The 15,442-nt window shown below is 47.2% G+C and carries 13 protein-coding genes; 6 read left to right on the top strand and 7 right to left on the bottom strand.

The features are described 5' to 3' along the window. Positions 1-101 precede the first annotated feature (101 nt). Positions 102-854 carry a response regulator transcription factor gene (locus NC996_RS16940; RefSeq protein ID WP_190415208.1) on the bottom strand — a complete coding sequence of 251 codons (753 nt, stop codon included), beginning with the start codon at positions 852-854 and terminating at the stop codon, positions 102-104. A 170-nt stretch (positions 855-1,024) separates the two neighbouring features. On the opposite strand from NC996_RS16940, the gene NC996_RS16935 reads away from it, so the two are divergent. Beyond that, positions 1,025-1,771 carry a creatininase family protein gene (locus tag NC996_RS16935; RefSeq protein WP_190415210.1) on the top strand — a complete coding sequence of 249 codons (747 nt, stop codon included), beginning with the start codon at positions 1,025-1,027 and terminating at the stop codon, positions 1,769-1,771. A gap of 854 nt (positions 1,772-2,625) precedes the next feature. Here the strand turns inward: NC996_RS16935 and NC996_RS16930 are convergent. Continuing rightward, positions 2,626-3,963 carry an MFS transporter gene (locus NC996_RS16930; RefSeq protein WP_190682951.1) on the bottom strand — a complete coding sequence of 446 codons (1,338 nt, stop codon included), beginning with the start codon at positions 3,961-3,963 and terminating at the stop codon, positions 2,626-2,628. A gap of 562 nt (positions 3,964-4,525) precedes the next feature. Next, positions 4,526-6,085 (bottom strand): DNA repair protein RadA, encoded by a 1,560-nt coding sequence (gene radA, locus NC996_RS16925; protein ID WP_190682947.1) that lies wholly within the window; start codon positions 6,083-6,085, stop codon positions 4,526-4,528. Between the two features lie 176 nt (positions 6,086-6,261). Here radA and rpaB point away from each other — a divergent pair, with 176 nt between their 5' ends. The 3 genes from rpaB to NC996_RS16910 all read left to right on the top strand — a co-directional run bounded on the left by rpaB (position 6,262) and on the right by NC996_RS16910 (position 8,296). Next, positions 6,262-6,990 (top strand): response regulator transcription factor RpaB, encoded by a 729-nt coding sequence (gene rpaB / locus NC996_RS16920; protein ID WP_190415215.1) that lies wholly within the window; start codon positions 6,262-6,264, stop codon positions 6,988-6,990. Positions 6,991-7,087: 97 nt separating this feature from the next. Further along, positions 7,088-7,756 (top strand): cofactor assembly of complex C subunit B, encoded by a 669-nt coding sequence (locus NC996_RS16915; RefSeq protein WP_190682944.1) that lies wholly within the window; start codon positions 7,088-7,090, stop codon positions 7,754-7,756. A gap of 6 nt (positions 7,757-7,762) precedes the next feature. Next, a complete protein-coding gene (locus tag NC996_RS16910) occupies positions 7,763-8,296 on the top strand; it encodes a DUF456 family protein (protein ID WP_190415217.1) in 534 nt (177 codons plus the stop codon). A 205-nt stretch (positions 8,297-8,501) separates the two neighbouring features. Here NC996_RS16910 and rfbB read toward each other — a convergent pair whose 3' ends face one another. The 4 genes from rfbB to NC996_RS16890 form a co-directional block, all read right to left on the bottom strand. After that, positions 8,502-9,563, bottom strand: coding sequence for a dTDP-glucose 4,6-dehydratase (gene rfbB / locus NC996_RS16905; RefSeq protein WP_190682941.1), 1,062 nt, complete (start codon positions 9,561-9,563; stop codon positions 8,502-8,504). Between the two features lie 51 nt (positions 9,564-9,614). Then, positions 9,615-10,640, bottom strand: a complete 1,026-nt coding sequence (rfaE1, locus tag NC996_RS16900) for a D-glycero-beta-D-manno-heptose-7-phosphate kinase (protein WP_190427557.1) — start codon at positions 10,638-10,640, stop codon at positions 9,615-9,617. Between the two features lie 227 nt (positions 10,641-10,867). Then, positions 10,868-12,766 (bottom strand): hypothetical protein, encoded by a 1,899-nt coding sequence (locus tag NC996_RS16895; RefSeq protein WP_190682938.1) that lies wholly within the window; start codon positions 12,764-12,766, stop codon positions 10,868-10,870. A gap of 246 nt (positions 12,767-13,012) precedes the next feature. Continuing rightward, positions 13,013-13,732: a precorrin-2 C(20)-methyltransferase gene (locus NC996_RS16890; RefSeq protein ID WP_190415225.1), complete on the bottom strand. Its 720-nt coding sequence runs from the start codon at positions 13,730-13,732 to the stop codon at positions 13,013-13,015. A 41-nt stretch (positions 13,733-13,773) separates the two neighbouring features. On the opposite strand from NC996_RS16890, the gene NC996_RS16885 reads away from it, so the two are divergent. Together NC996_RS16885 and NC996_RS16880 are read left to right on the top strand one after the other, a co-directional pair. Then, positions 13,774-14,475, top strand: coding sequence for an alpha/beta hydrolase (locus NC996_RS16885; protein ID WP_190682935.1), 702 nt, complete (start codon positions 13,774-13,776; stop codon positions 14,473-14,475). A gap of 151 nt (positions 14,476-14,626) precedes the next feature. Further along, positions 14,627-15,322 (top strand): cytochrome b N-terminal domain-containing protein, encoded by a 696-nt coding sequence (locus NC996_RS16880; protein ID WP_190441204.1) that lies wholly within the window; start codon positions 14,627-14,629, stop codon positions 15,320-15,322. The last annotated feature ends 120 nt before the right edge of the window (positions 15,323-15,442 follow it).

Genomic DNA, 15,442 nt, shown 5'->3' with positions numbered 1-15,442 from the left:
CCTCTCAACCATCGACCGCTACCAGCCATGTTTAGTTGTGCCCCTCTACTGATGAAGAAGGAAGGTTGAAAATTCACTCTTCCTTCTTCATATTGCATCTTTTAGCCGAACCGATAACCAAACCCACGTACCGTAATTACGTATTCTGGTTGGCTAGGATCGCGTTCTAATTTTTCTCGCAACCAGCGAATGTGAACATCTACTGTTTTACTGTCCCCCACAAAATCTGGACCCCACACCTGATCGATCAGCTGCTCCCGCGACCAAACTCGACGCGGATAACTCATAAATAAGTCCAGCAAGCGGAATTCTTTGGGTGATAGGTTAACTTGCTCGCCCCGAACAATCACGCGACACTCTTGGGGATAAAGCGTCACATCCTTGAATTGCAGCACTGGCGCTTGGGGCAATCCGCCAAGTCGTTGGCGTCGCAATAAGGCACGACAACGGGCAATTAACTCCCGCATACTAAATGGCTTGGTTAAATAGTCATCGGCTCCCACTTCTAGACCTAAAACTCGGTCAGTTTCAGTTGCTTTAGCACTGAGAATCAAAATCGGGACTGGATTTCCTTGATACCGTAACAAGCGACAAAGATCCAAGCCATTGACCTGAGGAAGCATTAAATCGAGAATAATCAGGTCAAAGGGGAAATCTACCGTAGCAGGGGTCTCACCCTGAAGAAATGTCAAAGCGGTACGCCCATCGGCGGCTGTTACCACCTCGAAACCTTCCTCTTCTAGAGCCAAAACTATCATTTCCCGGATGAGATCCTCATCTTCAACAATTAGGATCTGGCTTGTTCGCCCTAATTCTGGACTAGATGGGTTCTTCGGGAGGTCGAGGGAAAGCATAATTGGGGAACTTGAGAGTGTAATTCCATCCTCATTCATACAACAAAATTGCTGCCTCAGAGATTCCTTTTCGAGTACATGACCCCTCAACCCAGCTAGGATGGAGTCGGTGCGCTGTTTCGCCCAAATTTATCTTTAGCGATCGCCCAACATTTCTGATTATTCTGATTATGCTGCTGCACTTAAGTACCTGGCCTGAAGTAGAAGTCTATCTCAACCGTTCTCAGGGGATAATTTTCCCGATTGGTTCGACAGAGCAACACGGGCCAACTGGGTTGATTGGGACAGATGCAATTTGTGCAGAAGCGATCGCGCGCGGGGTTGGCGAAGCGATTGACGCAATGGTAGCCCCTACTATCAATGTTGGCATGGCGCTGCACCATACGGCTTTTCCTGGCACAATTAGCCTGCGCCCCAGCACCATGATTCAGCTAATTCGAGACTATATCCTCTGTTTAGCTAGGGCTGGATTTACCAAATTTTTCTTTATTAATGGTCACGGCGGTAATATTGCGACGCTAAAGGCGGCTTTCTCGGAAACTTACGCTCATTTAGCTGATTTAAATATTCCCAATGCCCAGTTAGTGCAGTGTCAAGTCGGCAACTGGTTCATGTGCAGTTCTGTCTACAAGCTGGCAAAAGAGCTATATAAAGACCAAGAAGGTTCTCATGCCACCCCTAGTGAAGTTGCCCTCACTCAGTACGTCTATCCAGAAGCCATTAAACAAGCGCCCCTCTCAGATCAAGTCGCTTCTGGACACCCAATTTATGGTGCTACTGATTTCCGTAACCGTTATCCTGATGGGCGTATGGGTTCTAATCCCGCTTTGGCAACACCCGAACACGGCAAGCAATTTTATGAATTAGCCGTAAAAGAACTCAGCAATGGATATCTGGAATTTTTGAATGCAAACTGAGCGCTTCTTTTCTTTATTTAGGTCTTTATTTAGGCAAATTGAGTAAAATCTGCTTAATTTCCTACTAGACCTATAAAATCGTTCTCGTTTTACGCTTAGCGGGCACTAAGAGTACACAATCCTGCCCACAAGACGATAAATGCCAGTATAGCTTTTCCAATATCCAGACCCGCTCCCAGCAATATTCCAAAAACACACCCTACAAACCCTAAAAGCAGGAACGCGCAAAAGAGCAAGCGGCGGTTGCGTCGGCTGATTTGCATGGGGTTTCCCAAAATCCATCCACTGTGCGTATCAAAATTTGTACGTGTGCTTAAAGGTGAGCTTTCGGAAGAGTTGTACATAATATTTATAAAATACAGGCGTCTACTTAAAAATACTTACATAGCTTGCTATGAATTCCCAGTAGGTTCACGGAATCTTTATCAAAAAAATATCTTGATTTACCTACAAATAGAGTAGGTAAAACTATAAAGCTGCTATTTCCTTGGCTTTAAGGAGTTTTGCTGAATATTAATACTTAACTAAATTATGAAGATTAGATAAAGCTTCCGTATTCTTCGATTTGTTTTTGTGGTTAGCAGAATATCAAACTTGGGTCGGATGCAAAGGAGGACAAGTGTCTATTTGCTTACAGTTGTATAAAAATAGACAAGAAACAATTTGGGGCAATGCGATCGCATCCTCATCAGACAGAATCAGACAGAATCAGACAGAATCAGACAGAATCAGACAGAGTGCAAGCGATCGCGCTCAAGAATTTGTCTTTGTTTGCACTTGCCGGAGTTTGCACTTGCCCGGCCATTTCAAAAATTGTTGCCTAGTATCTTCTATTTACAAAGCCCAAAAGCCACTCAGGACGTTTTGGCTAATACAACAGGCTGTAGTTGCCAAAGCAACCATGCAGTGAATGCTGTCAATAGTGCGCCTATCCCAAAACAAACGCTATACCCAAAGGTAGCAGCAAGGTATCCGCTTCCCAAGCTACCCAGTGCGCCTGATGCCCCAATTATTGCGTTGTAAAACCCAATTGCCGAACCTTCCTTGTCTTTGCCAGCCAGTATACCCACTGCCGTGCTACTAGATACAGCGATCGCTGCCCAAGTAATACCGCTTAATATCTGAGCTAATCCAACGAACGCCAGACTGCTCGGTTGAGGCGGAATTAAAGCCAACAAGACAAAAATTCCAAAAACGCCACCCCTAAGAGCCGTAGCCTGGGCTTGGAGTTTGATACCAGGTCGCTGATGCACCCAATGACCGACAGGAACGTACAACCAAGACTCTATTGTTGACTTAACTAAGGCAATTAAGAATACCTGAGTATTCGTAGCTTTTAATGTGTTGGTGAGAAAAACCGGGAAGGGCACAATAACCAGGTTGATGGCAACGAAAAATAGTAAAGAACATAGATAATAACGCCCTAAAGGGCTTCCTAGTGGCTGAACCGCTTGGCTCAGAGAGCTTGGGCGCAGTACAAAGTAGAGGGCGCGGGATGGGTAAAAAACTGCTCGTCTTTCAATCACTCCTACAGTCAATTGTCCTAGCAGTTTCGGATTAAATTTTCGGCGTTTGCGAACAAATTTCGGTTCTTTTACCCAAAGAAAGCACAGAAGTAAACTCAGCGACGAAACAACACCTGCAAATAATAATAATCCGCGCATTGCTGCAACATTGCCCACGCATTTGGAAGCAAAGTTGAGCCAGAGCATCCCGAATAGAACACTAGCGACAAAACTCCATCCTGTTACCTGATAGAATTTACCGAAAAACTTAGGCCACTCCTGTTCGGGAAAACTATCCAGTACCAATGCTGAACCTACTGGGGTAATTGTTGCCATGAAAAAGCCCCCCACACTGCCAAGAATTAATACTTGTGAGAGGTTATCGCTAAAGCTGAGCATTGATGTGCAGAGAGTGAATCCCAGAAATCCCAATATCAAGAAGGGAGTACGATAGCCCATCTTATCTGATAGGTTGCCCCATAAAATGAAGGCAAACATACCTACTAGGGCGATCAGTGAGTTTACTTTAGCGACATCAGAGACGGTTCCCCCTACTACCTGAATGATAAATAGGGGCATTAGTATAATTAGTAGGCCTTCACCTATTTTATAAGGAACAAAAGCGAAAAACCATAATGGAACTGAGCTTTCAAGCTTCCATGCGTTTTTCTTGGTAGTAATATTCATTGCTAAATTAAACTGAATCTGGGTGCTGGATTGGCTGTAACTCTCTGTTAAGATTTACCAGAGTTCTTCATCAATAACAGGATCGATTATCTGCACCCAGACAGTTAATTATTATTAACCCTTTTCTTAATTCAGCCTATTTTTTTGTATTTGTGCATCAGTAATATTACGGATAAAATTGCGGGTAAATATTAACAAATAAAACTATTTAGTTTTATAAAAAGTTTATTTTCTTAAGGGATTGAAAGTTAAATTTCTATAATTGGGGATATAAATAAATTCATTTTTTTGAGCCAATATACAGCAAGCCTAAATGATGCGGGAAAGCGAGATCCCTGACTTCCTAGAGAAGTCGGGGATCTGAAGAGCTGGCTCACAACTCAAATAGAATTGCTATATTCGCTTTCTCCTTGGTTCCGCTTAATAACGGTTTTTGAGAGAGCGTATATTACAAAAATTGGTGAAATGGATAGATTCCAAAATGATACAAGATGCCTAAAAAACGCAATAAAGGCGATCGCGCATCATTCCCCAAGCGCTACCACTTGCACCTTAATGCCGTCTATTCATCATCATCATCTAGCATTTCTTCATCATCATGATGATGAGAGGCTGGGATAGCAGCAATGATGGCATCGATAACTTTGGCGACGGGTACAATTTCTAATCCCAATTCTGGGAAAGTTTGCCCTTTGGGGACAATTGCTCGCTTAAAGCCTAGTTTGGCGGCTTCTTTCAGGCGCAGTTCCATTTGGGAGACAGCGCGGACTTGTCCGCCTAAGCCAACTTCGCCAATTAAGACAGTGCGGGGATCGACAACGCGATCGCGAAAAGAAGCCACAACTGCGATCGCCATTCCCAAATCGACAGCAGGTTCTTCTACACTCAAACCCCCCGCTGAAGCCACATAAGAATCTAATTTAGATAAAGGGATGCCGACTCGTTTTTCTAATACTGCCAAAATTTGTAGCAGTCGGTTGTAATCAACACCCGTCGTTGAGCGGCGGGGGGAACTATAACTGGTTGGACTCACTAAGGCTTGCAGTTCCACGACAATCGGGCGAGTGCCTTCGCAGGCGACGACAAGGGCGGTACCCGGAACCACTTCGTCCCGATTGCCCAAAAATAACTCCGAGGGATTAGAAACTTCTCGGAGTCCTCGATCTGCCATTTCAAAAACGCCAATTTCGTGAGTTGCGCCGAAGCGGTTTTTGACAGAACGCAGAAGCCGATGAGAAGCAAAGCGATCGCCTTCAAAATACAATACGGTATCTACTAGGTGTTCTAGGACTTTTGGCCCAGCGATCGCGCCCTCCTTAGTAACGTGTCCCACAATCAGCAGGGTGATACTCTCTCTCTTTGCCACCTTCATCAATGCAGCAGTACATTCCCGCACCTGCGCCACCGATCCCGCTGCCGACGTTAGAGACGGTAAGTAAATCGTCTGCACGCTATCAATTACTGCCACATTCGGTTTCAGAGATTCCAACTCCCTGATAATCTCTTCTAAATCGGTTTCTGCCAACACATACAGATCCGCACCCGCTGAGATAGATGTCACCGGAGTCTCTACAGATGTCTCTACAGATGTCTCTACAGATGCCTCTATTTCTGGCTGGAGAGACACGCGATCGCCGTTTTTTTCCCGATCCGGATTCAGGTTGCTAACACCCAAACGCGAAGCTCGCAGTTTCACTTGTTGTCCCGATTCTTCCCCACAGACATAGAGAATGCGATACATCTGCGACATCTGATTCGCCGTTTGCAGCAGCAGCGTTGACTTACCAATGCCCGGATCGCCACCAATTAACACCAAAGAGCCAGGAACAACCCCCCCGCCCAGTACGCGATCAAATTCTCCATAACCAGAAGTCCACCGCTCCTGATACTTATCGGTAATTTGCGCGAATGTCAGCGATGCCCTCGCCTGGGGTGCTTTGGCAGCTAATTTGCCATTGCGCTGTGAGCTTTGCAAACCCCGGCTGGGAAGGGAAGAATTAAGCTGGGACACAAACTGCTCTTCCAGGGAGTTGTAGGTGCCGCAGGCGGGACACTTGCCAAACCATTGTGAAGATTCTGACCCACATTCGTTACAAACATAGTTAGTTCGCGGCTTTGCCATGCACCATTCTCGATTTGTTAAAGAATCTTAATAAATCGCAAGGAATAAGAGAATATAAAAATCCAGCAACTGTGAGGATTTCAGGCTTTCCAAACCGACTAAACAGAATGATATCTTAATGTAATGGTATCTAAAATTAACGATTAGAAATCGGAACTTAAGGAGCGTTGACGAGCTTGGAAAGCCATAAAGAAAAAATTCTGGTAGTTGACGATGAAGCTAGCATCCGTCGCATTCTGGAAACGCGCCTTTCCATGATTGGCTACGATGTCGTGACGGCTGCCGATGGAGAAGAAGCGCTGGATACCTTTCGCAATGCCACTCCTGACTTAGTAGTTTTGGATGTGATGATGCCAAAGCTAGATGGCTACGGCGTCTGTCAGGAATTGCGGAAGGAATCGGATGTGCCAATTATCATGCTAACGGCTTTAGGGGATGTCGCCGACCGCATCACTGGTTTAGAGCTGGGTGCAGATGATTACGTTGTCAAGCCTTTTTCCCCCAAGGAACTGGAAGCCCGCATCCGCTCTGTGTTGCGGCGCGTAGACAAAACGGGTGCCTCTGGGATTCCCAGTTCTGGCGTCATCCATGTCGGGAATATCAAGATTGACACCAATAAGCGGCAAGTCTATAAAGGCGATGAGCGAATTCGGCTTACCGGAATGGAGTTCAGTCTGCTGGAGTTATTAGTCAGCCGTTCTGGAGAACCTTTTTCCCGTTCTGAGATTTTGCAAGAGGTGTGGGGATATACGCCAGAACGCCACGTAGACACTCGCGTGGTGGATGTGCATATCTCGCGCCTTCGGGCAAAGTTAGAGGACGATCCGAGCAATCCAGAGCTAATACTGACGGCGCGAGGCACTGGCTATTTGTTTCAACGGATCATTGAGCCGGATGAAATCTGAACTGAAGGATGAAGAATGAATTACGTTAAAAGGTGAGAAAATTTCTACTCTTTTATTCCTACTCATTCCTCAGCCCTCAATCCTCAGCACTAAGAGAATGGCTAAGCCAGATCAAAATCAGGTTCTACGACAACTCCCCCTTGTGGTTGGTGGGTTGGCAGGGGTACTGCTGTTGATTAACCGTTTATTGACACCGCAGCTAGCGGATTCTCAAGCTCGTTCGGATGCGTTGGGCGTGATTATCAGTGCGGTGTTAATTTTAACGGGGTTGCTGTGGCAGCAGGTGCAGCCGCGATCGCCTGAAGCTGTCCAACTCATCGGTGAGGAGGGGTTTGAATTAGCACCCGACTTGCCGGAAGCCGTAAAGATAGAACTGGCTTGGGCATCGCATCTGTTGCTCACGAACACTGGGACGCGATCGCTCGTCGTTTGGTACAAAGGACGAGTGTTGTTGCGGCGGGGTATCTTAGGCGTCAACCCAGAAGTAAAACCAGGGCCGATTCTACAGCGGGTGTTGGAAAAACAAAAACCCGTTTATCTAGTGGCTCTAAAAATATACCCAGGACGGATTGAATTTGACTATCTACCAGAGAATACTCAAGGAGCGATCTGTCAGCCGATTGGCAATCAAGGCGTCTTGATTTTAGGTGCCAATGCTCCGCGCAGTTACACCAAGCAAGATGAAAACTGGATAGCTGGGATTGCTGAAAAACTAGACGTTACTCTCAGCTACCACTTAGATGATGTTGCACCCGCTGGAATTTAAATATCCATGACGATTCTCTACTGGCTTCTCGTTGTCCTCATGCTCGTTGGCGTCGTGGGCGCAGTGGTTCCCGGCATTCCTGGAACTAGCTTGATTGTGATTGCTATTGTGGTTTGGGGAGCCGTTCACAGTTTTAGCAGCGTGTCTGTGGCGCTGGGCGTTGCTATCCTAGTGTTGCTACTTAGCGTTGGCGTCGATCTCTTAGCAACCTACTTGGGGGCGCAACAAGCAGGGGCTAGCAAGTGGGGGCAGATTGGAGCCATTGTTGGCTTGGTGCTAGGCTTTTTGGGATTGTTACCCGCTTTTCTAGTTGCGGGGCCACTGATCGGAATTTTGATCGGACCGCTTCTGGGAGCGATTACTGGAGAGTTTCTCTACCGACGCGATTTAGAATTTGAGCCAAGAATCAAGCTAGCGCTGAAAGCCGGGATAGGCATTGTGGTGGGTTCGCTGATTGGAAATTTGATTCAGGGATTACTCGCGATCGCCGCCGTGAGCGTTTTCCTCTACACAACTTGGCCCCCTGGAGCTGGGGCATAAGAAACTTAAATCGAATTGCACTGGCTTAAGCTTAGCCTTACCCACAGCTCTGCCCTGAAACAAATTTCGGGCTAGCTAATCTCTAAAGTTAGCTAAAGCCAACTAGATAGCGATTTCAATTTGTTTCAATGGGTTTGCGTGGTGAAGCCGGAAATTTATTTTACGGCTCTTAAATCAGTGCTATTCGCGTTAAGGTAGGAAATTTTTAAGAAACATAAACCTGGCGATAATAAGCTTGGTACTCCTCAGACAGTAACGGTTCCCACCAATTGCGGTGAGTGAGATACCATTCAACAGTGCGTCGTAAACCTTCTTCAACCGTTACAGAAGGAGTCCACCCTAACTCAGTTTTTAATTTAGTGCTATCAATCGCATAGCGACGATCGTGCCCCGGTCGATCCTTCACAAATGCGATCAATTTTTTGCAAGGATGCACGGGTAAATTAGGTGCTAATTCATCCATTAGCTGGCACAACATATTCACTAAGTCAAGATTTTTAACTTCATTATTGCCGCCAATATTGTAAGTTTCGCCTAGTTTTCCGCGATGAATCACCACGTCCAAAGCGCTGCAATGATCGCCAACATATAGCCAATCCCGGATATTCTGTCCATCCCCATAAACAGGCAAAGATTTGCCGATTAAGATATTGATACACATCAAGGGAATGAGCTTTTCAGGAAACTGATAAGGGCCGTAATTGTTAGAGCAATTGGTGATAATGGTGGGGACGCCATAGGTGTGGTAATAGGCGCGGACTAAATGGTCGCTACCCGCCTTCGATGCGGAATAGGGACTATTTGGGGCATAGGGCGTTGTTTCTGTAAATGCGCGATCGCTGGGATTTAGGCTACCGTAGACTTCATCAGTGGAAACATGAAGAAATATCCCCTCTTGCCTTCCTTCCCAATGTTTCCGAAAAGCTTCTAATAGGGTGAATGTGCCGACAATATTGGTTTGAATGAAGGCACCAGGACCTAAAATTGAGCGGTCAACGTGGGATTCAGCGGCAAAGTGAGCTACTGTATCAATATTTTCTTCTTGTAAGAGTGAGTCTAATAAAGCGCGATCGCAAATATCCCCCTTGACAAACCGAAAATTTTCTTGCCCCTCCAAGGACGCCAAATTATAGCGATTCCCTGCATAAGTGAGCGCATCTAGTACCAACACTCGATCGTCAGGGTAAGCCTTACCCCAATAATGCACAAAATTGGAACCAATAAACCCAGCCCCACCTGTCACCAACAACCGACGGCTTCCTCTCATCAAACTCTCTCCTTTTCTTCCCTCTGCGGACTCTGCGTCTTGGCGGTTCGTTTATTCTTCTTCTAACAACGCCAGTAAAGCCGCCTTCATCTCTTCTGGGCTAGTGGTTGCCGTTCCAAATTGGCGTACCACGATACTAGCCGCCAAATTTCCCAAAACCGCCGCTTCCCAGAATGACGCCCCAACAACTAAGCTTAGCGTCAGCGCCGCTACCACAGTATCTCCAGCCCCAGTCACATCAAACACATCAGTACGGTTGAACGCTGGGATATGCTGCTCCGTCCCGTTGCGGTCAAACAAACTCATGCCCTCTTCACCGCGAGTAATCAGCATTTGCTGAGCTTGAGTCAGTGCCAAGAGGTCGCGTCCAGCTTGGGTGATTTGCCCAGACGCGATCGCATACCCCACCGCTTGCTCCGCCTCCGGCAAATTTGGCGTAAACAGCGTCGCTCCTTGGTATCTTTGGAGACCGACTTGAGCATCCACTATTGTCTTCTGGTGAGACAACGCCGCCTCAATTACAGGCTGAGTAAAAACGCCATCGCCATAATCTGAGCAAACTACTGCATCCACTGTATCTAGATGTTGCTGAATATACTCAGCAAGCTGTAGCTGCAAATCTGGATCTGGCAACTCATCCGATTTCCGGTCAACTCGCACAATCTGCTGAGTCACCGACTGCCGAGCATGACCAGAAATCCGGGTTTTCGTCACCGTCGGGCGGTCTGGATCGAGCAACATTCCACTGGTATCAATTCCAGCTGCCTCAAAGATATGGCGCAATGCTTGCCCTTGGTCATCCTTTCCGACTAATCCAGCCACCTTCACCTGTGCCCCCAACGTTGCCAGGTTATAGACGGCATTTGCTCCACCCCCAGGTACCTGCCGGGTATTTTCGTGGCGCAGAATCAACACAGGTGCTTCACGAGAAATTCGTTCCACTTGACCCGTCAGAAACTCATCGAGGGTAAGATCCCCGACAACCAGCACCCGTGCTTGGGCAAAGTTATCCAGTAGCTGAATTAATCGCTCAGATGAATTTTGCAGCTGAGCCAAGAAGGAAGCATCTAAAGCCATAGAGGAAGTCGCAAAAGTCCAAGGGTTTATTATCCTGCAAGAGGGCGCTTTTAATGAATCCAGATGGATTCCAACCACTAGCCGCTTACTCCCACGTGAGTTTTGAGTTTATTGAGAGTTGTAGGCTAGCTTGAAGAACGAACCTCAACACGCATAAGTATTGGTTGGGGTTCGTTCCTCAACCCAACTGACTGTCTAATACTGTCTTCGCTTCTTGTGAACTATATTCAGGGTGTCTGTTGAGAATTTTGAGAATCCGGAGATTCTTGTGGTTTTCTCGGCTCAGGTGAGTTTTGAGAATTTTGAGAATCTTGCGGTTTTTTGGACTCCGAGGATTCTTGAGATTCCCGTGGTTTTTGAGACTCAGAGGATTCTTGAGAATCTCGTGGTTTTCTAGAATCTTGAGCTTCTTGAGAATCTCGTGGTTTTCTCGGCTCAGGGGAGTTTTGGGAATTTTGAGAATCTCGTGGTTTTTGAGACTCAGAGGATTCTTGAGAATTTCGTGGTTTTCTAGAATCTTGAGCTTCTTGAGAATCTCGTGGTTTTCTCGACTCAGGGGAGTTTTGGGAATTTTGAGAATCTCGTGGTTTTTGAGACTCAGAGGATTCTTGAGAATCTCGTGGTTTTCTCGGCTCAGGGGAGTTTTGGGAATTTTGAGAATCCCGCGGTTTTTGAGACTCAGAGGATTCTTGAGAATCTCGTGGTTTTCTAGAATCTTGAGCTTCTTGAGAATCTCGTAGTTTTCTCGGCGCAGGGGAGTTTTGGGAATTTTGAGAATCCCGTGGTTTTTGAGACTCAGAGGATTCTTGAGAATCTCGTGGTTTTCTAGAATCTTGAACTTCTTGAGAATTTCGAGCTTCTCGTGAAGCTGTCATCGGCGGACAATCTTTTTCGTTGTACGCAAACTTGACCTGAACAACATAAACTTGTTCCTTTGCACCAAAGGAATGAGCCTTAACGACTTCCTGCGCTTTCTCATTCAAAATGTTGTAACCAGAACTCCTAAGCAGTTCGGTCGTGACACTACCTTTAGCATCCACCTGCGCCCCAACTAAAGCAGTTACTTCCGGCTTCTTAATAAAGCACGCACGAAATTGAGAAGTCAGCGTAATTTCTTGTTCTTTCGATGGGACTTTGTTGAGTCTAGAACCCCAACCCGCTAACTTTTGTCTGTAATCGTCATCACGAGTGCCATTGCCGTCATAGGCGTAGTTTCGACGTTGCTGCCGTATATCAGCAAGGACTTGCTGCCGTTGCAGTTCGCGCCGCGCCATTGCTATTTGTTGTGGAGAAAGAGGAGGCGTCTGTTGTCCGGAAGTCGCTGGAGGTTGTTGCTCAGAATTTTTAGACGTTTGTTGTTCGGAATTCGCTGCTATTTGTGATTCCGAATTTGGCGTCTGTTGTCCAAAATCAATCGACCTCTGTGGCTTGGGATTGCTAGGCGTCTGTTGTCCAAAATCGATAGGCGGCTGTTTCCCAGAAGATTCCTCAGAAGGGTTGAAAGGTGTCTGTTGATCGGAAGTGGGCGGTGGCGGCGGAAATAGAGCGGAAATGTCGTCCTGCCCCGGCTGGACACCAGCGGGCAATCCCTGAAACAGGCGACGGCGAATCTCTTGCTGTGTAACTTTCCGAGAACCTGATTGGGGAACTTTGGGGGGGTCGGGAAGCCGTCCTACGATAAAGTTTGGGTTGTTGGGATTGAAAGGATTTTGCCTAGCTCTTTGCTGACGGCGATCGCTCGATCTCTGAAAAATCTCCGGCAACCCAGCCCCTGTGTTAGGTTGCGGTGTGGAGTTCAGCGGAAATTTGTAGGGTGGGGAGCTAGGGATCGGCGGCAATACGGAAGACGGCGGCGGCAAAGGTGGCAACAGCTGGGTTTGGTTGGGACTCGGTGGCAGCGACACGGGCGGCGGTGCAAGTTGCGGAATGCGGCTTTGCTCTGCCGGTGTTAACTCCACAACTTTGACAGTCCCTCGCGGCTTCTGCTCTTCCGGTTTGGAGGACGCGGATAAACTGGGAAGGGTCATCGCCAGCACTCCGTGGATGCCCACGGAAGCCAAAGCTGCAATCAGAGGCGGCTGAGTTAACTTTTCAGGCAGGTTTCTAATGAATGAGAGATAGGACATAGCAGGTAAGTTACACTCCTCAGCGACAGGACAGGCTGGGAATCAGGTCAGGTGGGTACGTGCGGCAAGCACGCGATCGCGATCAAAACAAGCACTCCGCTTTTATATTAGTTTCAGATTCTGAATTTTAATCTCAATTATTTCAGTCTAAAATGCTTAAAAGTTAATTTTCAGGTTCTCTGACCCAATCGCCAAGACTGGAAAAAAAGCCCAAAAGTTGCCACTCTCCTCAAGTTCCTGAAGAAATTAATCCACTGACTCGTTTACTTGCACAATTAATAAAGAAAAGTAAGGCAATTTCAGATTCGGGCGATCGCTTAACCCCGCATAAATTACCTGCTCTGGTAGCGTTGCCCGTTCCACAACCCAGCTACGTTCCAGCAACCCGCGCTGCTGCAACACTTTCCAAACTTGCTCGTAAACTGAACTCACTTTCATCAGCACCACCACATCTGCCCATTCTAAAACGGCTTCCAACTCTCCTACCGTGTAGATCGCTGGTAACACAACAAGGCGCTGAGCGCGAATTGTCAGTGGAATTCCTAACACCGCTGCCGCCGCCAAAGGGGAACAGATTCCCGGCACTGTCTGCACTATTACTTCAGGATGCAGTTGTTGCAGTGTCTGCGCCAAATAGGTAAACGTGCTATAGAAACTGACATCGCCTTCCGAGACAAAAGCAACATCTTGACCCAATTTTAGAGATTGCCAGACTTCTTGGGCTGCGACTTGCCACGCCTGAGTCAAAATCTCGCTTTCTTGTACGTAAGGAAAAGTTAAAGCTAATTGCACTTGGCGGGGATTCAACCATTGAGCCACCATCTGCTGAGCGATTCCTGGCTTACCGTGTAACCCAGCGGGAAAAGCCACCACTGGCACCCGTTGCAAAATGCCGAGTCCTTTCACTGTAATCAGTTCTGGGTCGCCAGGACCCACGCCAATGCCGTACAAGATACCTGATTGCACAATAAAATTTAAAATCTAAAAGCCAAAACCCAAAATCTCAAATGCCTTTACCGACTGTCATTTTGCCCGGATATCTCGAAGGCGCGATCGCCTACCGTCCACTCGAACAATCTCTACAAGAATCGGGTTTCCCCACTGTAACCGTACCCTTGCGAAGTCGGGATTGGGTGCCCACTGTAGGAGGACGGTCGATGATTCCGATTTTGCGGCAACTCGACCGCACGGTAAAACAAATGTTGCAGCAATACAACGTTTCTCAGCTTAACCTGATTGGTCACTCCGCTGGCGGCTGGATTTCCCGGATCTACCTGGGGGAAAAACCTTATTCTATTCACAGAGATGTCACAGAAGACGCTGGTTTGTGGCACGCTCACCCTTATGTTGCCACGCTTGTCACCTTGGGAACGCCCCATATCAGCGGGGAACGCTGGACGCGGAAAAATCTAGATTTTGTCAAGATGAACTATCCAGGAGCCTTCTACTCAACGGTGCGTTATATCTGCGTTGCCGGTAAATCTATCTTCGGGGCGAGGCGTCCGGGGCAGTGGCTAGCCTATAGCAGTTACAAACTTACCTGCGGGATTGGTAACACTTGGGGAGATGGGATTACGCCGATTGAAGCCGCTCATCTGGAGGGAGCAACCAATCTGGTTATCGAAGGTGTCAAGCACTCACCCAGAACTCCTGGAATTTGGTACGGTTCGCCAGTCGCTTTACCGTCTTGGGTGGAGTATTTGGCATGACATGGGTAATGCTGATGAGTCATTGGCGGTTGGCGAATCACTCATGACTCATCACAACGATTCAGCCTTTAGGCATACGCTGTTAGGACAACGAAATTCCTTCTGTAACTGGCTAGCATTTGACTAATGTTAAGAAAAGTAAAGTTTAGCCATGAAAACCGAGCAGTATGAATTTGTCCTTCGGCGTCTGGCTACGATCCTGGCTGTTGGGATTCTAACCTTGAGCCTAATCGCTGCTGTGACTGGAATCCTGTTAGCTTTCTACTACGAACCGGCGGCGGGTGGTGCTTATGATTCCCTGCAAGCGATCGCAAATGAAGTTTCCAATGGCTGGGTGATTCTCCGCGTTCACGATCTCGCGGGAAATGGGTTAATTGCAGTGTCTTTAATCGAAATTGTCGTGATGTTTCTGGGGCGACAATTTACGAATAGTTGGTTAACTGCTTGGATTAGTGGCATTCTATTGACATTAACCGCGATCGCGCTCGGTTGGACGGCGATGATTCTCGACTGGACTCAACTCGGCTACTGGCGTCTGAGCATCGAATTGGGAACTATCGAAGCCATTCCTTTTATTGGCTCCCAGCTGCGAGACATCGTTACAGGTGGTGGAGCCATTACTACAGCTACTGTCGAACACCTCTACACCCTACACAGCTACATTTTATCCGTGGGAGCGATCGCGATCGCTCTGATTCATCTAGGCGGGTTATTAGTCCAGGAAAGACAGCACAAGCGGCTTCAGATAAAATTAGCCGCCACTAACTTAGCCACCGAGTCAGAATCCGCGCAGGCAAAGAACGATCCAAAATCTCTCAGCCTCAGTAGTGCTGAGTCACAGAAATAGCAAATTTACGTCTAATGTGAATTAGACAAAGGAACGGGAGAGATTGAGAATCAAAGTACCACCCATGAAACTCATCTCTCCGATGACTAGCATAGACTTTCCTAACTTGATGATTGTCGT

Origin of the sequence: Trichocoleus sp. ST-U2 (genome assembly GCF_039961875.1) — a bacterium.
GTDB lineage: Bacteria > Cyanobacteriota > Cyanobacteriia > Cyanobacteriales > FACHB-T130 > FACHB-T130.
Note: the sequence above shows the minus strand (reverse complement) of the source record. Positions and strands in the feature narration are given on the sequence as shown.

Coding starts and splice junctions, on each gene's coding strand:
- NC996_RS16935 (WP_190415210.1), top strand. CDS start 1,025: ATGCTGCTGCACTTAAGTACCTGGCCTGAAGTAGAAGTCTATCTCAAC.
- NC996_RS16940 (WP_190415208.1), bottom strand. CDS start 854: ATGCTTTCCCTCGACCTCCCGAAGAACCCATCTAGTCCAGAATTAGGG.
- NC996_RS16885 (WP_190682935.1), top strand. CDS start 13,774: ATGCCTTTACCGACTGTCATTTTGCCCGGATATCTCGAAGGCGCGATC.
- radA (WP_190682947.1), bottom strand. CDS start 6,085: ATGGCAAAGCCGCGAACTAACTATGTTTGTAACGAATGTGGGTCAGAA.
- NC996_RS16915 (WP_190682944.1), top strand. CDS start 7,088: ATGGCTAAGCCAGATCAAAATCAGGTTCTACGACAACTCCCCCTTGTG.
- rfbB (WP_190682941.1), bottom strand. CDS start 9,563: ATGAGAGGAAGCCGTCGGTTGTTGGTGACAGGTGGGGCTGGGTTTATT.
- NC996_RS16910 (WP_190415217.1), top strand. CDS start 7,763: ATGACGATTCTCTACTGGCTTCTCGTTGTCCTCATGCTCGTTGGCGTC.
- NC996_RS16930 (WP_190682951.1), bottom strand. CDS start 3,963: ATGAATATTACTACCAAGAAAAACGCATGGAAGCTTGAAAGCTCAGTT.
- rfaE1 (WP_190427557.1), bottom strand. CDS start 10,640: ATGGCTTTAGATGCTTCCTTCTTGGCTCAGCTGCAAAATTCATCTGAG.
- NC996_RS16880 (WP_190441204.1), top strand. CDS start 14,627: ATGAAAACCGAGCAGTATGAATTTGTCCTTCGGCGTCTGGCTACGATC.
- NC996_RS16895 (WP_190682938.1), bottom strand. CDS start 12,766: ATGTCCTATCTCTCATTCATTAGAAACCTGCCTGAAAAGTTAACTCAG.